General features: G+C 28.5%; 21 protein-coding genes. 9 read left to right on the forward strand and 12 right to left on the reverse strand.

Annotated features, from left to right (window positions below; translation table 11 throughout):
- Window positions 1-142 precede the first annotated feature (142 nt).
- The 6 genes from folE to nadC all read right to left on the reverse strand — a co-directional run bounded on the left by folE (window position 143) and on the right by nadC (window position 5,295).
- Complete coding sequence (gene folE / locus BTO16_RS05790) at window positions 143-811, reverse strand: GTP cyclohydrolase I FolE (protein WP_245891996.1); 669 nt, start codon at window positions 809-811, stop codon at window positions 143-145.
- A 111-nt stretch (window positions 812-922) separates the two neighbouring features.
- The gene (gene hisS, locus BTO16_RS05795; RefSeq protein WP_105020681.1) at window positions 923-2,287 is read right to left on the reverse strand and encodes a histidine--tRNA ligase; all 1,365 of its coding nucleotides are present in this window, start codon (window positions 2,285-2,287) and stop codon (window positions 923-925) included.
- A 118-nt stretch (window positions 2,288-2,405) separates the two neighbouring features.
- Window positions 2,406-3,344, reverse strand: a complete 939-nt coding sequence (locus BTO16_RS05800; protein ID WP_105020682.1) for a YihY/virulence factor BrkB family protein — start codon at window positions 3,342-3,344, stop codon at window positions 2,406-2,408.
- Window positions 3,345-3,360: 16 nt separating this feature from the next.
- A complete protein-coding gene (locus tag BTO16_RS05805) occupies window positions 3,361-3,840 on the reverse strand; it encodes a hypothetical protein (protein WP_105020683.1) in 480 nt (159 codons plus the stop codon).
- The gene (locus tag BTO16_RS05810) at window positions 3,837-4,406 is read right to left on the reverse strand and encodes a pentapeptide repeat-containing protein (protein ID WP_105020684.1); all 570 of its coding nucleotides are present in this window, start codon (window positions 4,404-4,406) and stop codon (window positions 3,837-3,839) included. Before BTO16_RS05810 ends, BTO16_RS05805 begins: the two co-directional genes overlap by 4 nt.
- A gap of 31 nt (window positions 4,407-4,437) precedes the next feature.
- A complete protein-coding gene (gene nadC / locus BTO16_RS05815; RefSeq protein ID WP_105020685.1) occupies window positions 4,438-5,295 on the reverse strand; it encodes a carboxylating nicotinate-nucleotide diphosphorylase in 858 nt (285 codons plus the stop codon).
- A 155-nt stretch (window positions 5,296-5,450) separates the two neighbouring features.
- Between nadC and rlmH the strand changes: the two genes are divergently transcribed.
- Complete coding sequence (rlmH, locus tag BTO16_RS05820; RefSeq protein ID WP_105020686.1) at window positions 5,451-5,924, forward strand: 23S rRNA (pseudouridine(1915)-N(3))-methyltransferase RlmH; 474 nt, start codon at window positions 5,451-5,453, stop codon at window positions 5,922-5,924.
- Between the two features lie 13 nt (window positions 5,925-5,937).
- Here rlmH and BTO16_RS05825 read toward each other — a convergent pair whose 3' ends face one another.
- Window positions 5,938-7,140: a helix-turn-helix domain-containing protein gene (locus BTO16_RS05825; RefSeq protein WP_245891997.1), complete on the reverse strand. Its 1,203-nt coding sequence runs from the start codon at window positions 7,138-7,140 to the stop codon at window positions 5,938-5,940.
- A 672-nt stretch (window positions 7,141-7,812) separates the two neighbouring features.
- On the opposite strand from BTO16_RS05825, the gene BTO16_RS05830 reads away from it, so the two are divergent.
- From BTO16_RS05830 to BTO16_RS05850, 5 genes are all read left to right on the forward strand, one after another.
- Entirely contained in the window at window positions 7,813-8,388 is a 576-nt protein-coding gene (locus BTO16_RS05830; RefSeq protein WP_105020687.1) for a non-canonical purine NTP diphosphatase, read from the forward strand.
- 37 nt (window positions 8,389-8,425) lie between these two features.
- Window positions 8,426-9,454, forward strand: a complete 1,029-nt coding sequence (locus BTO16_RS05835) for a FecCD family ABC transporter permease (protein ID WP_105020688.1) — start codon at window positions 8,426-8,428, stop codon at window positions 9,452-9,454.
- A 56-nt stretch (window positions 9,455-9,510) separates the two neighbouring features.
- Window positions 9,511-10,308: an ABC transporter ATP-binding protein gene (locus BTO16_RS05840; protein WP_105020689.1), complete on the forward strand. Its 798-nt coding sequence runs from the start codon at window positions 9,511-9,513 to the stop codon at window positions 10,306-10,308.
- A 70-nt stretch (window positions 10,309-10,378) separates the two neighbouring features.
- A complete protein-coding gene (locus tag BTO16_RS05845; protein WP_105020690.1) occupies window positions 10,379-11,932 on the forward strand; it encodes a M28 family peptidase in 1,554 nt (517 codons plus the stop codon).
- Window positions 11,933-12,088: 156 nt separating this feature from the next.
- Complete coding sequence (locus BTO16_RS05850) at window positions 12,089-13,141, forward strand: M28 family metallopeptidase (protein ID WP_105020691.1); 1,053 nt, start codon at window positions 12,089-12,091, stop codon at window positions 13,139-13,141.
- A 321-nt stretch (window positions 13,142-13,462) separates the two neighbouring features.
- Here BTO16_RS05850 and BTO16_RS05855 read toward each other — a convergent pair whose 3' ends face one another.
- From BTO16_RS05855 to BTO16_RS05870, 4 genes are all read right to left on the reverse strand, one after another.
- On the reverse strand, window positions 13,463-14,305 hold the full coding sequence (locus BTO16_RS05855; RefSeq protein WP_105020692.1) for a GLPGLI family protein: 843 nt from the start codon (window positions 14,303-14,305) through the stop codon (window positions 13,463-13,465).
- A gap of 104 nt (window positions 14,306-14,409) precedes the next feature.
- Window positions 14,410-14,634 (reverse strand): hypothetical protein, encoded by a 225-nt coding sequence (locus tag BTO16_RS05860; RefSeq protein ID WP_105020693.1) that lies wholly within the window; start codon window positions 14,632-14,634, stop codon window positions 14,410-14,412.
- Window positions 14,635-14,746: 112 nt separating this feature from the next.
- Entirely contained in the window at window positions 14,747-16,066 is a 1,320-nt protein-coding gene (locus tag BTO16_RS05865; protein ID WP_407675515.1) for an MATE family efflux transporter, read from the reverse strand.
- A 207-nt stretch (window positions 16,067-16,273) separates the two neighbouring features.
- On the reverse strand, window positions 16,274-16,888 hold the full coding sequence (locus BTO16_RS05870; protein ID WP_105021527.1) for a LysE family translocator: 615 nt from the start codon (window positions 16,886-16,888) through the stop codon (window positions 16,274-16,276).
- A 408-nt stretch (window positions 16,889-17,296) separates the two neighbouring features.
- On the opposite strand from BTO16_RS05870, the gene BTO16_RS05875 reads away from it, so the two are divergent.
- The 3 genes from BTO16_RS05875 to BTO16_RS05885 are packed head-to-tail and all read left to right on the forward strand — an operon-like array spanning window position 17,297 to window position 19,850.
- The gene (locus BTO16_RS05875; RefSeq protein WP_105020695.1) at window positions 17,297-17,755 is read left to right on the forward strand and encodes a sterol desaturase family protein; all 459 of its coding nucleotides are present in this window, start codon (window positions 17,297-17,299) and stop codon (window positions 17,753-17,755) included.
- On the forward strand, window positions 17,755-19,215 hold the full coding sequence (gene crtD / locus BTO16_RS05880; protein ID WP_105020696.1) for a 1-hydroxycarotenoid 3,4-desaturase CrtD: 1,461 nt from the start codon (window positions 17,755-17,757) through the stop codon (window positions 19,213-19,215). Before BTO16_RS05875 ends, crtD begins: the two co-directional genes overlap by 1 nt.
- Window positions 19,212-19,850, forward strand: a complete 639-nt coding sequence (locus BTO16_RS05885; RefSeq protein WP_105020697.1) for a carotenoid biosynthesis protein — start codon at window positions 19,212-19,214, stop codon at window positions 19,848-19,850. The genes crtD and BTO16_RS05885 overlap by 4 nt, the downstream gene beginning before the upstream one ends.
- A gap of 50 nt (window positions 19,851-19,900) precedes the next feature.
- Here the strand turns inward: BTO16_RS05885 and BTO16_RS05890 are convergent, their stop codons facing one another.
- On the reverse strand, window positions 19,901-20,950 hold the full coding sequence (locus tag BTO16_RS05890; protein WP_105020698.1) for a quinone-dependent dihydroorotate dehydrogenase: 1,050 nt from the start codon (window positions 20,948-20,950) through the stop codon (window positions 19,901-19,903).
- Window positions 20,951-20,994: the final 44 nt, after the last annotated feature.

Raw genomic sequence — 20,994 nt, forward strand, 5'->3', positions numbered from 1 at the left:
AAGTAAAAACCGACCAATACAAGAACAATACAATGTAAAAAATAACTATTCTTTAAAGAAATGAATAAAAGAAATCCGTTTAGAAATTTCTAAACGGATATTTACAATTTATATTGATTTCTGACTACTCAGAATTTAAAATTTAATCGAATTTAGTATTCATTTTTAAGTAATCTAAAAACTCTCTTTTTGTGTCTTTTTCTTTGAATTTACCTCCAAATTCTGCGGTAACCGTAGAACTTTCAATATCTTTAATTCCTCTTGAATTTACACACAAATGTTTGGCATCAATTACACAAGCAACATCTTGTGTACCCAAAGCTTCTTGCATTGCTTGCACAACTTGCATGGTTAAACGCTCTTGAACTTGAGGTCTTTTAGAAAAATACTCTACAATTCTGTTCATTTTTGATAAACCAATTACTTTTCCATCAGAAATATAGGCAACGTGTGCTCTACCAATAATTGGCAATAAGTGATGTTCGCAAGTAGAATACACAACAATGTTTTTTTCTACCAACATTTCGCCATAGCTGTAGTTGTTTTCAAAAGTTGATGGTTTTGGCATATTTTTAGGATTCAATCCCATAAATATTTCATTTACAAATGCTTTTGCAACTCTTTTTGGAGTTCCTTGTAAACTATCGTCTGTTAAATCCATCCCTAAAGTGTTTAAAATATCTCTAACACTTTCTTCGATTTTTTTAATTTTTTGTTCATCAGAAATATCAAAAGCATCTGGTCTTATCGGGTTTTGTGCCGAAGTTCCCACATGGTTTTCTCCTATTTCGTTAATTCTTTCGTCATTCATTTTGCTACTCAATTCAAACATTTCATTCGTTATTAAAGTGCAAATTTACGAGTTTGCAACGTATTATTTTAATTTACCAATCAATAAAAATTATAAAACTATAACTTAATATCAGTTTAACTTATTTACTAATTCTGATAACGAACATTCTATCTGATCTCCAGAAATCATGTTTTTTAAGGTGAAAACGTCATTTTCTAAGCTAGAAACTACAAATTCTATTTCTCTGCTCGTAACGTATTTCCATTGTCGCTTTTGCTGCTTGTTACTTTCACCTAAATCAGGATAAAACTCTGATTTTATATTATTTTCTCTTAACGCTTTTAAGGCCTTCATTTTAAATAAATCTGTTGAAGCGTCAAAATTTAAGAAAATAACTTTTGGTTTTGGGTTATCGACAGCTTTAAACAAGCCTAATTCTTCTAAAACTAAATAAATTCTGTCTAATCCAAAAGAAATACCCACTCCAGAAACATCATTTAAACCAAAGATACCTGTTAAATCATCATATCTTCCACCACCACCAATTGAGCCCATATTTACACCTTTTGGCGCTGATACTTCAAAAATTGCGCCTGTATAATAATTTAAGCCTCTTGCAAGTGTTACATCAACCTCTAAATTAGCAGATGTTAAGCCCAAAGAATCAACCGCATTTATTACAAAACGTAACTCTTCTACTCCATTTTTTCCTTCTTCGGATGTTTGCAACATTCCTTCTAAAGAAGCTAGTTTATCTAAATTTGAACCCGTAAAATTAAATAGAGGTTGCACTTTTTCAATCGCTTCTTCTGTAATTCCTTTTGATAACATTTCTTTTACAACGCCATCTTTCCCTATTTTATCTAGCTTATCTAAAGCAACTGTAAAATCGATTAATTTATCTTGAGCGCCAATAACTTCTGCAATTCCTGATAAGATTTTTCTATTATTAATTTTGATTGTAGTTTTATGTAAACCTAGTTTAGTAAAAACAGTATCGTATAATTGAATAAATTCTACTTCTTGCCACAAAGATGTACTACCAACAACATCTGCATCGCATTGAAAAAATTCTCTAAAACGTCCTTTTTGCGGTCTGTCTGCTCTCCAAACGGGCTGCACTTGATAGCGTTTAAAAGGAAACGTAATTTCGTTTTGATGTTGTACAACGTATCTTGCAAAAGGCACCGTTAAATCGTAACGAAGTGCTTTTTCTGATATTTGAGACGTTACTTTTAAACTATCTTTTTCTGATAATAATTTTTCATCAGCCTTGGCTAAATAATCTCCAGAATTTAAAATCTTAAAAATCAATCGATCACCTTCTTCGCCATATTTACCCATTAAAGTTTCTGAATTTTCAAAACTAGGAGTTTCTATTGGTTGAAATCCGAAAGTTTCAAAAGAAGCTTTAATCGCATTCATGATATACGTTCTGTTTGCTACTTCTGTTGGCGAAAAATCTCTTGTTCCTTTAGGTATGCTTGGTTTCATTTATTGGTTTTTAGTTTTTAGTTTTTAGTTTTAGTACTTACACTTAAAGCTAATCACTTAAAATTTAACACTTGCAATTTTAAATTGCGCGTGCAAATATCGTGAAAATGAGATGAAATTACTGAGTAGAATCTTTTTTATTTATCCGCTTTAGCATGAATAATGTTGCATTTAACTCAAACCCAAGCAACAAAATAATTGCATTTAACCAAACAAATAACATTAAAATTAATAAGGTACCAATAGAACCATAAAGTTGATTGTATTGTGCAAATTTAACAACGTAAATACCAAATAAGTAAAAGGTAAATAGTGATAAAATAGTAGTTAGAATTGCGCCAGCAGAAAAGAATTTAATCGCTTTTACTTGTTTTGTTCCAAATCTAAATAATATTGCAACTGTAGTAAAAATCATGATTAAAAATAAAATATTTTTACCGTAGAAAAAGAAATTTAAATCTTCGTTATTTAGCCAACCTTTATCGTTCATTTTTACGAGGGCTACTTCATATAAAATTACTAAAGTTACTGTTATAATTAAAAAAAATGATATTAATAAAGAAACTGCTAATGAAATTAAATACGCTCTAAAAACATTACGATTATCGCTAACATGATACGAGTATTCGAAACCTCCAAAAATAGCATTGATACCGTTTGTCATTAAAAAAATAGAGCCTAAAAATCCGAAGGATAACAAACCACCGTATTGGTTATTTGTAATATCAATTAAAACAGAATCAACAGATTCAAAGGTTTGAGGCGGCAAAACATCTTTGATAAATGAAAATAATCCTTCGGGAAAACCGTCTATTGGGATGTACGGAATTAACGTTAAAATAAATAGCATAAAAGGGAAAATTGCCATAAAAAAGCTAAAAGCAATTCCGCCAGCTCGCGATGTTAAAGCGCCTCTAATGATACCAATACCATACATTTCTAGAACGTCATACAGAGACATTCCTTCTAAACCTGGTATTTTTATTTGTTTTCCAAATTTTACCAATAAATTTAAAATTGGTACTTTAGAGATGTTTTTTTCTATTTCTTTTGTCATTAATTAAGTGGCATAGTTAATCAATATTAACTTTATTTAAATTTAAAAATATTTCTTTAAAAATTATATTTCGATCCTTATTTGCTAAAGAATCTTTTAAAAATATAAAATCTGCACCAACCGCTAAGCTTGCCAAAAGACCATAATTCTCATTAAAAACTAAGGTTCTATTATGGCTTGTAACTTTTTTAGTTTGATACATTTTAAACTCTAAGCTTTTAGATTTATACGTGTTTTCTTGAACCAAAAAAGTATCCATATCGGTTATTAGAAAATCACGATTAAGATTATACTTCAAATCTATACTTTTAATAGCATCTTGAGAGTCTTGATATTTAAAAATCTGTAAATCAGCTATTTTATTGGTATTCAATTTTAATTTTTGAATGCTATCATTTTGTAAAGAATACCTAAAAACTGAAATATTATTTTGCTCACTTTGACAAGAAAAAATAATACATACCACTAAAATCAAACAAAATTTTATACTTTTCATTCTATATTTATTTTATAAGCTACTAAAAGTCCTGTAATATTTTCTTTACTAAACCTTGCTCCTTTTAAACTATTTTTCTCTGGATGAAGATTAAAATTAAAAGCTGTTCTAAAATCTGATTTGTCCAGATTACTATTATCAAAAACGGCTTGTTTTAAATCACAATTATCAAAAATTGAACCAAATAAAACAGTTTCTGTAAAATCGACTGCTTCTAAATTGCAATTTGTAAATTTTGTGTTTTTTATTTTTAATTGATAAAATGATGAGAAATTTAACTGACAATCTTTAAACGAAAACTGTAATAAAAATGCATCACATTCATTAAATTTTACACCCAATAATTTACAATTAACAAACTGTACATCTTTAAAAGCAGTATGTTTTACAATAGCATTGCTTAAATTACAATCTTTAAATATACACGATACAAACTGGATGTTTAAAGTGTTAATTAATTCAAAATTACAGTTTGTAAATGTACAATTATCATACTCTCCTTTTTTGATTTTTGTTTTTCTAAAATCTATCTTTATGAATTCTTCGCTTTCAAAATAATCGTCCATATTTTTTATTCTAAATTTTAAACATGAAATTTTATAGCGCTTTCAAACTCAAATCCATATTGTAAACGGAATGTGTTAATGCACCCGATGAAATAAAATCAACACCACACTCTGCATATTTTCTAATGGTTTCTTCGTTAATTCCGCCAGAAGATTCTGTTAAACACGCATCACCAATTAACGCAACTGCTTTTTTTGTGTCTTCATAATTAAAATTATCAATCAAAATTCTATAAACACCTTTATTGGTTAAGATTTCCTTAATTTCTGCTAAACTTCTGGCTTCTACAATTATCTTAATATCAAGATTTTTTTCTGTTAAATACTTTTTAGTTTTTGTAATTGCAGCTGTAATTCCGCCTGCAAAATCGATATGATTATCTTTAATCATCACCATATCATACAAGGCAAAACGGTGATTTTCTCCACCTCCAATTCTAACTGCCCATTTTTCTAAAGCTCTAATTCCTGGCGTTGTTTTTCTAGTATCTAAAACTTTGGTTTTGGTTCCTTTTAACAAATCAGCAAAAAAAGCAGTTTTCGTTGCAATTGCACTCATTCTTTGCATCGCATTTAAAACCAATCGCTCTGCCATTAAAATGGATTGAGATTTACCAGAAACATGAAAAACAATATCACCATATTTTACTTTTTCGCCATCATTTATAAAAGTTTCTACTTGTAAACCTGCATCCACATATTTAAAAACTTGTTTTGCAAATTCAACTCCGGCAATAATTCCATTATCTTTTACCAATAATTTTGCTGTACCTTTTGCATCCGCAGGAATACATGAAAGTGATGTATGATCGCCATTACCAACATCTTCTCTAATAGCATTTTTTATAATTAGGTCTAATTCGTTGTTAAATTGTTCTTTTGATATCATGTTTTTTTATTCTGATGTAAAAATAGGGATGATTTTCAACTTTTTGTCCGTTCAAGCTAATTTATGTTTTAAAAACTGATAAATTTGTAATGCTTAAAGATAGTATAATCGAGAAAACAATTAGTTCTCAACTGCGCTAGAACAGACATAAAAAAATGAAAATTAAATTACTTACCATAGGAAAAACGGATAACAAACAGTTAATTAAATTAATTGATGAATATCAAAATCGTTTAAAACATTATATAAAGTTTGAGTTAGAAATTATTCCTGATATTAAAAATGTTAAGAATTTAAGCGAAATACAGCAAAAAGAAAAAGAAGGTGAATTGATTTTATCAAAACTACAAAATACAGATGAATTAATTTTGTTAGATGATAAAGGCAAACACTACACATCTATTGAGTTTTCTACCTATTTACAAAAAAAAATGAACTCAGGAATAAAACAATTAGTTTTGGTAATTGGCGGTCCTTATGGTTTTTCTGATGCAGTTTATAGTAAATCTCAAGGAAAAATTTCCTTATCAAAAATGACATTTTCGCATCAAATGATTCGTCTTTTTATTGTTGAACAATTGTACAGAGGTTTTACTATTTTAAAGAATGAGCCTTATCATCACGAATAAGCAAAAATATTTTTTAAGTGTTTTTTCTCTTTAAATACTCTTGAGGCGAATATGTGGTTACTTTTTTAAAAGCGATATAAAACGGATTGTAAGAAGCAAAACCTGATTTATATGCCAAAGACTCTAGTGTTTCTGTATTTAAAAAATTTTCTTTTATCATCAAAATAGCATCTTGTATTCTAGCATTTGTTCTGTATTCTGAAAAAGAAATTTTTGAATGGTATTTAAATAAATACACAATATGGCTTGTAGGAACTCCTAATTTTTCGGCAACGTCACTTTGTGACATTTTTGGATTACGAAAAATTAGTTTTTCTTTACTTAATAAATCGACTTCTTTACTATAACTCTCTATATTGGCTCTAATATTTTCTTGTAATCTTTGATCTTGATCGCTTTTAGTAGTGTTCGTTTCAAATACCCAATTATTATTTTGAACTAACACAGGCACTTTTTCTTCAATTAAAGGGCCATTAAATTTTAATAAGGTACTATTCAATATTGGCAATCCATATAATATTTCTGGAGAAATTAAAATTTTAAAAAAGATAAATACCCAAAAAAGTAATCCAAAAATAGCCAACGATTTTCCTGAAACACTAATTCCGTTATTAAATTCTTTATAGATAGAGGCAAGTAGCGATAGAGCACAAAGTGCATTAATAATAGAAAAATATATTGTCCAATTTTTTATTAAATTAAAATGCTCAGTATTTAAAAGTAAATTTTTTCTGAACCATATTTTCTTAATAAGTAATTTAAAAGTTATTATTAAGTAAAATAGTATAAATATTGCTACAAAAAAGAAATTGGTCATGGGTCCAAAATGAAAGATAACAGTGTTATCTAAGGTTTCAATTGAATTAATAAGAAATAGAAATACAATAAAAATAAGATGCTTTAAATCTTTGAAGCTAAAAGATTTAACTTGTATTGTTAAGTATTTATAATACAAATAAAAACAAGGAATTAATACTAAATAAAATATTGAATAAGAACCAGTTACTGGTTTTAAAATAGATTGCAAACCTAAATAATAAGTACCATGAACGAAAAAACGATAAGAAATTACACCTATAATTATTATTAAAAAAAAATTACAAAAAGGATTTGATCTGTAAGACCTTAGCAATAAAGCCAACGTAACGAAACCTATAATAGCGGTAATTAAAAATATGAATGTTTCTATCAAAATAGTTTCATTACTTAAACTCAAATATAATTAAAATTGATTGTTTTCTTTAAAAATAACTCACTGAATCATTAAAACTCTTACTGATTTAACTAAAAAAGCAACAATACACATGTTCGCATACAACAACGTAACATTATTTTTTTTATATTAGATTAATAATAAAAATTATTTTTTTATTTAATAACAACTAACCAAATTACATTTTTTTAATATACCTGTTAATATAAAATTTTAGTAAAAATAAAATAGTAACTATTTAACTTTGGGGGAAGCTAAAATAAACTTACTTAAATTTTCATTAAAACTAATATTGACAGGTTATATTTTGATTAAAAAGTTTTTCTTTTCTGTCTTAAAGGCTTTAATCATATTTTTTAATCAGTTTTAATTTCTTAAAATGGTTCTTTAAAACTATACTTTAATTGAGTTCTAAATAAAATATTTCTGAAAAGCGAAATCACTCGATCTTAAAGATAACTCAAATTACACAAAAACGACTTCTTATTACTTTGAATCTTTTAAAGTGAATTCCCTTTTAATTTATAGTAAAATGAGTAACTTATTGTTGTTCTAAAAATTTATTACGCTTACTTAGATTATTAAAAAAGTTAGAATTTTTAAATTCTTAAAAATCTATGAAATTCGTGTCTTATCTTTTGTAACTTTGAATCGTTAAATTATCAACAAAAAAAAATGAAACTTGTTTTTGCTACCAATAATCTTAATAAACTTGCAGAAGTGCAAAAAATGCTACCAAGCTCAATTGAATTACTTAGTTTAAATGACATTAATTGTTTTGATGAAGTTGAGGAAACCGAAATAACTTTAGAAGGAAATGCAAAACTAAAAGCCAATTACATTTCACAAAAATTTGGTTACAATTGTTTTGCTGATGATACTGGTTTAGAAGTAGAAAGTTTAGATGGGAAACCAGGTGTTTATTCTGCACGTTTTGCTGGTGAACCTAGTAATTCTGAAAATAATATGCAGAAATTAATGTGTGAATTAGAACACAAAACCAACAGAAAAGCACAATTTAGAACTGCTATTTGTTTAAATATAGGTGAGAATCAATATTTATTTGAAGGAGTCTGTAAAGGAGAAATTTTAACAAAAAAACAAGGTAAAAAAGGCTTTGGCTATGATCCTATTTTTGAACCTGAAGGATATAAAATTTCTTTTGCAGAAATGTCATCCTTAGAAAAAAATAAAATTTCTCATAGAGGAATTGCAATTCAGAAATTAGTTGAATTTTTGAATAAATATTAAAGTTAGGTGCTGGTTTTACAAAACCTAATAATTATTTATGAAACAAACAAATTACACAAAACACTTTATTATTTTATCCGTTTTCACGGTGATTTTGTTTTTTGTAAATGTAAGTTTGGGTTCTGTTTCAATTCCGTTTAAAGATATATTTACCTCACTAACTGGCGGAATTCCTGCCAAAGAAAGTTGGGAAACAATTATTATAAATTTTAGATTGCCAAAAGCAATTACGGCAGTTTTAGTGGGTTCTGGTTTGTCTATTTGTGGTTTATTAATGCAAACACTTTTTAGAAATCCTTTGGCAGGGCCATTTGTTTTGGGTATTTCGTCTGGAGCAAGTTTAGGCGTTGCCTTGTTAATTTTAGGTTCATCCATTTTTGGCGGCTTTTTACTAAGTGCATCAGCGGCAAGCTTATCATTGCCTATCGCAGCAAGTTTAGGTGCTTTTTTAGTATTATCGGCAGTAATTATAGCGGCAAACAAAGTTAGAAACACCATGTCAATTTTAATTATTGGTTTAATGTTTGGTAGTTTAACATCTGCAATTATAAGTGTTTTAGCTTATTTTTCTGAAGCGGCTCAAATTCAACAATATTTATTTTGGAGTTTTGGAAGTTTGGGTAATTTAAGTTGGAATGAAATTAGCATTTTTGCTATCATTTATTTTATAGGAATTACAGGAACAATAGTAGTTATTAAACCATTAAATAGTTTTTTATTAGGTGAAAATTATGCAAAAAGCTTAGGAATCAATATTAAAAAAAGTAGAAATATTATTTTGCTAATTACAAGTTTATTAACAGGTGTAATTACTGCTTTTTCTGGTCCAATTGCTTTTGTTGGTTTGGCTGTGCCTCATATTGCACGTATGCTTTTTACAACTTCTAATCATAAAATATTACTACCTGCAACAGCAATTATTGGCGCAATCGTATTGTTAATTTGTGATTCGATTGCTCAATTACCAACCAGCGAATTTACATTACCAATAAACGCAATTACATCTCTTTTTGGCGCTCCTGTTGTTATATGGTTGCTCATCAGAAAAAAGAAGATATTTATTTAGCAAGATAAAGTTACAAGACAAACAATATAATATTTACACAAATAAACAAGCACCCGATTAAACAGTCAAACAAAAATATCGTTCTTAAAACCGATAACTTATCGATAGGTTATCAGTCAAAAAAAGCACAAAACATTGTGGCTTCTAGCATTGATATATCTATTGAAAAAGGAAAATTAGTTATTGTTTTAGGTAAAAACGGAATTGGAAAATCAACATTATTAAGAACTATAGCCAAAGTTCAAGAACCTTTAAACGGAACAATTTTTATCAAAAATAAAAGTTTAGAAACCTATAAGCATCAAGAATTAGCAACTTGTTTAAGCATGGTTTTAACAGAAAGACTTCCAGAAAGTCAATTAACCGTTTTTGAACTTGTTGCGTTTGGCAGACAACCTTACACAAATTGGATTGATAAATTATCTGCTGTTGATTTAGAAAAAATAACTTGGGCTATTGATGAAACTGAAATAAATCACCTAAAAAACAAACGTTTTTATGAACTTAGTGATGGTCAGTTGCAAAGAGTATTAATTGCAAGAGCTTTAGCACAAGATACAGAAATTATTATTTTAGATGAGCCAACGGCACATTTAGATCTACATCATACCATCAAAATTTTTTCTTTGCTTAAAAATTTGGTTGCAAAAACTTCCAAAACAATTATCATGTCTTCTCATGAAGTTAATTTGTCAATTAAATTTGCAGATGAGATTATTCTTTTTACGGATCTTAAAATATGTAATGGATCTCCGTTAGAACTAATTAAAAAAAATGCTTTCGACAACTTATTTCCTAAAGAAATTGTTAATTTTAACAGAAATTTACAACAGTTTATAATAAACAAAAAGTAATTTTGAGGATATAGTAAATTTTCTTACTTTTAAATTATCAGTAAAACCAAATTAAACACTTTATTAATCGATGAAAAAAATACTTTATATTGCTAGTGCATTGGCTTTTATAGCCTGTGGTGCTAGTAAAGATGCATCAAAAGAAGATGCAAATGTAGATCAAGCAGCTAAATATGCTGCTACAATTACAGCCAAAGAGTTAAGTGAGCATTTATACATTTATGCTTCGGATGAGTTTGAGGGTAGAGAAACTGGTGAGCCAGGACAAAAAAAAGCTATTGAATATTTAAAAAAACAATATGTTTCATTAAAAATTCCTTCTCCTATTTCAAAAGATGATTACTTTCAAGAAGTTCCGTTAATGAAGCAAGAAAATCCAGAAATCAACTTTACTGTTGGTGATAAAAGTTTTAAAATAGGTGATGATTTAGTTTCCGTTTTAGATGGTAGTGATGCTACAATAACCGAGAGTGAGATTATTTATGTTGGTTTTGGTATTGAAAACGAAAAATACTCTAACTATAAAGATATTGATGTTAAAGACAAAGTTGTTTTAATTAAAGAAGGAGAACCAAAAATTGGAGATTCTTATATGATATCTGGAACAAATGAAAGTTCTAAATGGTCTACAAGAGAGCAATACGGTGCAAAAAGAGAGGTTGCAATTGCTAAAGGAGCAAAAGCAATTTTATTCTTTAGTCCAGAGATTTACCCAATGATTTCTGAACAATATGGTAAAAGTAGTAGTAGAATGTCGTTAAAGAATAATAAAGAGAGTGATAAAATGTTTTACTTTTTTGTTAACGCATCCATGGCTAAAACTATTTTACCTACTATAGATACAGATTCTGAATCTAAAGCAATAAAAACACCTATTAGTTTTACATATAAAGAAAGATCTAAAGAATTTACATCAGAAAATGTGGTTGCATTTATAAAAGGAACAGAAAAACCAGACGAAATTCTTGTAATTTCTGCACATTTAGATCATGAAGGCATTAAAGATGGTGAAATTTATAATGGTGCAGATGATGATGGTTCTGGAACTGTAGCTTTATTAGAAATTGCAGAAGCATTTAAAATGGCTTCAAATGCGGGTAAAGGACCAAAACGTTCTATCTTATTTTTACATGTAACAGGTGAAGAAAAAGGTCTTTTAGGTTCTAGCCACTATACAGATATTGATCCTATTTTTCCTCTAGAAAATACAATAGCAGATCTTAATGTTGATATGATTGGTAGAACTGATCCTGAAAGAAAAAGCGAAAACAGAAACTATATTTATTTAATTGGTAGCGATAAATTAAGCACAGAATTACATACTGTATCTGAAGAAGTTAATAAAAAATATACCAATATAGAATTAGATTATACATATAATGACGAAAATGATCCTAACCGATTTTACTACAGATCTGACCATTATAACTTTGCAAAAAATAATGTTCCTGTAATATTTTATTTTAATGGCACACACGATGATTATCATCAACCAAGTGATACACCAGATAAAATTGAATATGATTTATTAGAAAATAGAACACGTTTAGTTTTTCATACAGCTTGGGAATTAGCTAACAGAGAAAATAGAATTGTTGTAGATAAAGCAGAAAAAAAGGAATAATAAAACGTTATAAATAGATTAAAAACCTCACAATTAGTGAGGTTTTTACTTTATAAATAAATTAACTTTAACAAAAATTTAGAGTTTTTTGCTCTAAACTATAAGTAATTTTGAACAAATAGTAACTTCTAACAACTATTAAATACATTTAAATAAATGAAAAAAATACTTTATGTAGCGAGTGCCTTGGCTTTTATAGCTTGTGGTTCTAGCAAATTAGCGTCTAAAGAAAACGATGTAAACGTAGATCAAGCTACTAAATATGGAGCTTCTATTACTGCGGAAGACTTAAAAACTCACTTATTTATTTATGCTTCGGATGAATTTGAAGGAAGAAATACAGGTGAACCTGGACAAAAAAAGGCAGTTGAATATTTAAAAAACTTTTATGTAACTCAAAAAATTGAGTCTGCTATTGGTGGTGATGATTATTTTCAAGAAGTACCAGCAGAATGGTTAAACAAAAATACACGACGCGGAAACTTAAAAGACTCAGAAAATGTTGTTGCTTTTATAAAAGGAACAGAAAAACCTGATGAAATTGTAGTAATTTCTGCACATTTAGATCATGAAGGTATTAAAGATGGTAAAATTTATAATGGCGCTGATGATGATGGTTCTGGTACTGTTGCACTTTTAGAAATTGCACAAGCATTTAAAATGGCCGCTGATGAAGGTAAAGGTCCAAAACGTTCTATCTTATTTTTACATGTTACTGGTGAAGAAAAAGGTTTATTAGGTTCTAAATATTATACAGAAAACCCTTTATTTCCGCTTGCAAATACTGTTTGCGACTTAAATATTGATATGGTTGGTAGAACAGATCCTAAAAGAAAAAGCGAAAACAGAAACTATATTTATTTAATTGGTAGTGATAAATTAAGTACCGAATTACATACTATTTCTGAAGAAGTCAATAAAAAATACACAAATATAGAATTAGATTATACGTATAATGATGAAAATGATCCTAACAGATTCTATTACAGATCTGATCATTACAACTTTGCAAAACACAACATTCCTATTATTTTCTATTTTAATGGTACCCATGACGATTATCATAAACCAACGGATACGCCTGAAAAAATTGAATATGATTTACTAGAAAACAGAACACGCTTGGTTTTTTATACGGCTTGGGAAGTTGCAAATAGAGAAACGAGAATTATTGCTGATAAAGCTGTAGTTAAAAAAGAAACTGAATAATAAATTACTAATATTACAATATTTAAAAACCTCACAAATGTGAGGTTTTTTTATCTTAATAAACTGCTTAAAATACAGTTAACTATTAATAGAGCTGAACTTAAATAGAGAAACCAATTTAACCATCCTATTTTATTGAACTCTATTTGATTTTCAACTAAGTTAACAAAAAATAATTATAGCCAGTTACAGAAGTAAAAGCCATTATAAAGTAGAACTGAAAAATAATTTAGAGTACGTTTTAACTAAAAGGTTAAATGGTAATAAAACTAAAATTGTGTAATGTATACTGTATAAAATGTGTTGGTAAAAAAGATAAACTTACCTTCCGCCTCTTCCTGAACGCATTTCACGAAACTCTACCATTTTATCAGAAATAATATCTTGATATGCGGTTTTAGTAACCTCTTTTCCTTTTGATGGAATATCGATTTTTATTTTACCAGAGGTATTTAATACCAATTCGGAACATAGAAAAGTAGTCTTATCATAACTTACTTCTAAAATTAAACCAGGAAGACCCCAGAACTCTTGTGGGCCATGACTAACAGGAATTTGTATAGAATACCAAGCTTCTATTGCAGTGTAAATTATAGAATTGGCTGTATCTCCTTCCTTTTTTTCTCTACTACTAAGTTTATCCCAAGAAAAAGAATACCAAGTTAACTCTTCCATAGGTATCATAGCAGTCGCTTTTAAGCAAACATAATCGCCTATCATTTTTGTATCGTCTCCTAACTTCCAATCTATTGGCTGTAATTTGTCTTTAACTAAGAAATCTTTACCGTAAAATTCTTGACTCTGAATTTGGGTATCTGTTGCTATATTTTTATATTGATCACCTGGAGTAAAATATTTACCCCAAGAATCTGTAGCCCCAGAAATTGCATCTATTTTATCATCTTCTTTAAAAAAAGATTCTTGACTGTTAAAGGTAAGAGTATAGGTTTTTTCTAACCTATTTTTCATCCTAGCTTCAATTTGCTTTTTTTGAACTTCAGTTAATTTTGCGCCCCAATTACCTAAATCCATTTTTGTTTTAGAAATATAAGTAGCTTTTCCTTGAAATTCTTTACTTAAATTAGGTGTGTTTTTAGGCTGATCATTATTCTTAATAATTAATGATAAAAATAAAAAGCTAAGTGTAAAATAGAAAGTTTTCATAGGTTTGGTTTATAATTGTCTAACAAACTTAAATAAATATTAGACAAAATACTTATTTAAGAAAAGAATTAACATATATTTATTATTTATGCTTTTCTAAAAAACTAGTCAAGCTGTTTCATTTCTTCGTCATAAAACTCACCTGCTTTGTTCATTAAATCAGCTAGTTCAGTTGCAATATCTTCTTCGTTTTCTCCTGTTAAATCTTCAAACCATTCTATTTCATCATCTTTTAAGTTGATTAAAAAACGAGGGAACTCTGTGTGTAACACAAAAACATCTTCAGGGAAATTGCTGTTATCAGCTAGTAAAAATTTAGGTAAGTCCATTTTATTTATTTGTTAATTTTTAACACGAATTCAGGAGTTTTAATCTGTTAGAGTTCTTGAATTCGATACTTTTTTGTACTATTATTTTTTGCACACTACTAAAAACTTGGCGTTATTCGCCATTCTCTTTTATCAACCTTAAAGTTAAATAATTAAATCTGATAAACAATAAAATAGACGCCATTGTTAATCCTGCTAATACACCTAACCAAATACCAAAACTACCGTACATTTCTTCTTTTCCAAGAAAGTAAGAAATAGGAAAACCTACAACCCAATAAGAAATAAACGTAAGAATTGTTGGTATTTTAACGTCTTGTAAACCTCGTAAAGCTCCTAAAACTACAACTTGTATGCTATCTGATATTTGAAAAAATGCAGCTGCAATTAATAATTTTGAAGCTATCGAAATAACTTCCATATTGTCTTCATAGTTAACCTTATCATTTAAATCTACATAAATACTTGGTAAGCTTTTGTGGAAAACAAAAAACAGAATTGCAAAAACTGTCGCTAAAATCAATCCGAGAAAAAAAATTGAGAATGCAATTCTACGTAATTCTTTAAAATTTTGCAATCCTTTTTGATTGCCAACTCTAATCATAGAAGCAACACTTAAACCCATAGCAACCATAAATGTCATGGAAGATAAATTTAATGCTATTTGATTTGCTGCTTGCGGATTTTTACCTAATAGACCACTTAACCAAATTGCTGATGTAAAAATAGCTACTTCAAAGAACATCTGCATTGCACTTAAAGAACCTAAATTAACAATTTTTTTTATCGTTAAAGTATCTAAAACAAAGAATTTAATGTTTTTTACAATTTGTGCAGATCGCTCTTTATAACGCAATAAAAACCATAGATAAAAAACCATTACTATTCTAGATACAAGTGTACCATAAGCTGCACCAACAATGCCCATTTCTGGAAAACCTAACTTACCAAATATTAAAACGTAATTTAAAAATATGTTTATAATATTGGCCAGTAAAGCTGCATACATTGGGTATTTTGTCATAGACATACCGTCACTAAATTGCTTTATTGCTTGAAAAATAACTAACGGAATTAGAGAAAATGCTACCAAATCTAAATACGGAATTGCTAATTCCACCACTTCTTTTGGCTGTTTCATTAAATACATTAATGGTTTCGAAAAATAAATTCCTAAAAACAAGGCAATTCCTAAAACGGTGCATAAAAACAATCCGTTTTTATAGGTAGATCTGGCTTGCTGAATATTATCGGACGAATCTGCTTCTGCAATTAAAGGAGTAATTGCTGTAGAAAAACCGATTCCTATAGACATGGCGATAAACATAAAGCTGTTTCCCAGAGAAACCGCTGCTAATTCTGCAGTTCCTAATTGCCCAACCATAATATTATCAATAAAAACCACAAAAGTATGACCTAACATTCCTAACATTACAGGTGCTGCAAGTTTCCAATTGTATTTAAATTCTGATGTATATTGAGTAATATTCACTTTTATTTTTTATTTCGGTCTGCAAAAGTACAAATTTGAAACGCTAAAAAATAAGTAAAACAACCAATTTTATAAACGAATTTTAACAAGTAAATTTAAATTTAAAGGCCAAATAAAAGTAAAAATAATTAGTAACCAAATAGAATATTAAAACAATATATAAACTGCTATCAGCATAAAAACAACAATTTGAGTCCATTTTAAATACAAACCAATGTTTTTATTCTCTTTAATTTTTGCTGATATAACTCCTGCTAAAATAGCAATTATAGAAAAAATAATGAGTGAAACCAACATAAAAAGCAACCCTAAAACATAAAACTGAATTACGGTAGAAAGACTATCCGAAAACAGAAATCCTGGAAAAAAAGCTAAAAAGAAAATTGACACCTTCGGATTTAGAACATTCATAATAAATCCTTGTTTAAATAGTTGTAGCGTAGTTTTTTGCGCTATATTTTCTTCAGACAAAATAATAGAAGCATCCGATTTATAAACTTTAAAAGCCAAGTATACCAAATAAATTGAACCAAATAATTTAACTGCAAAAAATAAATTTTTAGATTCATTTATAATTGCAGAAACTCCAAAAGCTAACAAAGTTGTATGAAGTAAACAACCAGAGATTAAGCCGTAAACAGTTGCTAAGCCAAATTTTTTGCCATTTACAATACTTTGTGTTAACACAAAAATATTGTCTGGTCCAGGTGAAATTGCTAAAATAACAGTTGCAAAAGCAAAAGACAAAAGGGTTTCTATCATCATTGTAAAAGTAGACATTTTCGATTATTTAGGTTGATAAAAAAGCTATCCTTATTTGCTGATTTTTTTATGTATTTAAATCATAAAATCCAAAATTTTCTATTGATTATTTTAATCAAAACAAGTATTCAATAAAAATATTGTTTAGTGTAAATAGTTAAAAATTAAACAAAAAATTGATTCTTCCCTTGTAAATTTCTTATATTTGTAAAGAAATTTGATAGCTAATTAATCTGGTAAAAGCACAAAGTAATTAGCAAATTAATATTTTTTATTTCATCTATTTTTTTTCTAAAAATCCTTTTAAAATAAGATGATTAGCGTAAAATAGAGAAACTTAAAAGCTAAGAATATTTGTTAATTAGTAAAAAATATTTTTTTTATTTAACTTTTAAAAATTTAATATTGATGAGTTTTTTAATCATTTTTGCTACTTTCTGGGGAATGGAATTTATGGCTTGGTTTACGCATAAATATGTAATGCATGGTTTTCTATGGAATTTACATTTAGATCATCACGTGCCAAATAGAGAAACATTTTTTGAGAAAAATGATGCCTTTTTCTTAATTTATGCCATTCCGTCTTGGTTGTGTATTATGCTAGGTTCAATGTTTGCCGCATGGACAATTATGTATATCGGTTTTGGAATTTTATCGTACGGTATCGCTTATTTTTTAGTGCATGAAGTATTTATTCATCAACGATTAAAGTGGTTTAGAAATAGTGACAACACCTATTTAAGAGCAATCCGTAGAGCACACAAAATACACCACAAGCATATGGGTAAAGAAGAAGGAGAATGTTTTGGGATGCTAATTGTACCTTTTAAATACTTAAAACAAGAACTTAAAAAAACAAGTGCTTAATGAAAAAAGCAATTATTGTTGGTTCTGGAATTGCAGGAATTGCAACAGCAATTCGATTACAAAACAAAGGATACGCAGTTAAAGTTCTTGAAAAAAATTCGTATCCTGGCGGAAAACTCACGCAACTTCATGGTAACGGATTTAGATTTGATGCTGGTCCTTCGCTTTTTACAATGCCAAATTTAGTTACCGAACTTTTTGAAATTTCTGGTAAAAATCCCTCTGATTATTTTAAGTATGAAAAACTTGATATACTTTGTAATTATTTTTATGAAGACGGAACACGTATTTCTGCAAATGCAGATATAAATACTTTTGCTAATGAAATTGAAACTAAAACAACTGATTCTGCTAAACAAGTAAAAAAACACCTCGAAAAAAGTGCATTTATTTATAAAGCTACCGAAGCACAATTTTTAAGTAAATCGCTTCATAAGATAAGCTCATTTCTATCCTTCTCTACATTGCTTTCTCTTTTTAAACTTCCTTTTTTGAATATTTTTAGTTCGATGAATCAAGTAAATCAAAAAGCATTTAAAGATTCTAAAACAATACGAATCTTTAATAGATATGCCACTTATAATGGTTCTAATCCATACAAAGCTCCTGGCATTTTAAATATTATTCCTCATTTAGAGTTTGGATTAGGCGCATATTTACCAAAAGGAGGCATGCACGAAATTACAAATAGCTTGGTAAAACTGGCAAAAGAAATCGGAGTGCAATTCCACTTTAATGAAGAAGTAACTGCCATTGAAACAAAAAATAATTTGGCGCAAAGCGTTGTTACAAAATCAGGCTCCTATGCTGGTGATATTGTTGTATGCAATGCAGATATTCATACTGTGTATGAAAAATTAATTCCATCAGCAAAAAAACTAGCAGAAGTTGATAAACAAGAACGATCTAGCTCTGCACTTATTTTTTATTGGGGAATTGGCAAAGAATTTGCTGAATTAGATGTGCATAATATTTTATTTACAGAAGATTATAAAACTGAATTTGATTATCTTTTTGAATCCAAGACGATATACAAAGACCCCACTATTTACATCAATATAACTAGTAAACAGATAAAAGGTGATGCACCCAAACATAAAGAAAATTGGTTTGTAATGATAAACGTACCATCGGTTTATGAACAAGATTGGGAAAATATGATTGCAGAAGCAAGAAAAAATATTTTAATTAAAATTTCTAGAATTTTAAACCAAGATATTGAAAGTCTTATCGAATTTGAAGAACAATTAACGCCTCAACTTATCCAAGATAAAACAAATTCATTTAAAGGTTCTTTGTACGGAACGTCTAGTAATAATCGGTTTTCGGCATTTTTTCGTCACAAAAATTTCTCTAATGAATATAAAAATCTCTTTTTCTGTGGTGGAAGTGTACATCCTGGTGGCGGAATTCCATTGGCACTTTCTTCAGCAAAAATAATTGATAAATTTATAAAATGATGAAAAAAATCTCCACTGAAAATAGATGGATCGGGCTTTTGCTTTTGTTCTATTTTTTTGGGTTACTAGGCATGTCTTTACCGCAATTTCGAGATTTCTTTTTACCGTTTACACCACTAAACTTACTACTTACTTTACTAGTTTTTTATAAAGTTAACAAAGATTTTAGCAGCAATTTTATACTGCTTTCATGTATTGTTTTTTTTATCGGATATACAGTAGAAGTAATCGGAATTGCTACAGGTGTTCTCTTCGGAAATTATGCTTATGGAAATTCTCTTGGATTCAAAGTTTTTGAAACTCCAATAGTTATTGGTGTAAATTGGCTTTTTCTAGCACTTAGCACTTACGGAATTGTACAATTTTTTACTAAAAAAACATTCTGGCTTATTATTCTTCCCCCATTATTAATGACATGTTTAGATTTTTTGGTGGAACCTGTAGCTATGAAATTAGACTTTTGGAGTTGGGAAAATGATACCATTCCATTACAAAATTATGTAATGTGGTTTGTGACAAGCATCTTTATTCATGGATTAATTCACTTTTTTCGTCCTAAAATAAACACTAAAATTAGCTTGATCATTATTGGATCACAGATTGTGTTTTTCGGAGTTTTAAATTTTGTGCTTTAATAGATATTTTAAAAACTACGTTCTATTTTAGGTGTAATTAAAGTTAACAATTATATGTTTTCTAAAATTGCTTTGTTTATTCTTTTTACCAAACCAGGACCTTCATAAATGAAACCAGTATAAATTTGAACTAAATCAGCGCCAGCTTTTATTTTTTCTAAAGCATCATTTTCTGAGTGAATACCTCCTACTCCAATTATTGGAAAAGATTTATTAGATTTCTCTGACAAATATTTAATAACCTTTGTACTCTGATTTTTAATTGGCTGACCACTAACACCTCCATTACCAATTTCTTCTAAACGCTCTTTAGATACTTTTAAATTAGCTCTATTTGTTGACGTATTAGAAGCTATTACACCATCTATTTTTGTTTCTGCAACTAACGCTATAATTTCATCTAATTGTAGATTATTTAAATCTGGAGCAATTTTAAGAAGTATTGGTTTCGACTTTATTTTATCAGTCAAAGAAAGTTGAGTGTTTAACTTTTGGCAAGCAAAAATTAGCTCTAATAAATACTCTTTATCATTTAGTTTTGCATGGCTACCAACGTTTGGGCAACTTACATTCAATACAAAATAATCTACATGAGGATGCAAACCTTTAAAACATTCAAGATAATCTGCTGTGTAATTTTCTGGTGAGGTTTGCGTGTTTTTGCCAATATTTCCACCAATAATAACTTTACCTTTATTCTTTTTTAATTGCTGAATGGCTGTTTGTAACCCTTCGTTATTAAAACCCATTCTATTAATAATTCCTTGATCATCTTTTAAACGAAATAATCTTTTCTTCGGATTACCAACCTGACCTTTCGGCGTTACAGTACCAATTTCTATAAAACCAAAACCAAAATTTGCCAATTCGTTATACAAAACCGCATTTTTATCAAAACCGGCAGCCAAACCAACCGGATTTTTAAAAGTTAATCCAAATAAAGTACGTTCTAACTTTTTATCATTTACTTGATACATACTTCTAAAAATAGCAGGAATAAACGGAATTTTACATAAAAACCGAATTAAAGAAAATGTAAAATAATGTATTTTCTCTGGGTCGAAAAGAAAGAATATTGGTCGTATAAATATTTTGTACATAATTCTAATTTAGTTGTTATAGCGAGATCTAAATAGTATGAATT

This window comes from Polaribacter glomeratus (assembly GCF_002954665.1).
GTDB lineage: Bacteria > Bacteroidota > Bacteroidia > Flavobacteriales > Flavobacteriaceae > Polaribacter > Polaribacter glomeratus.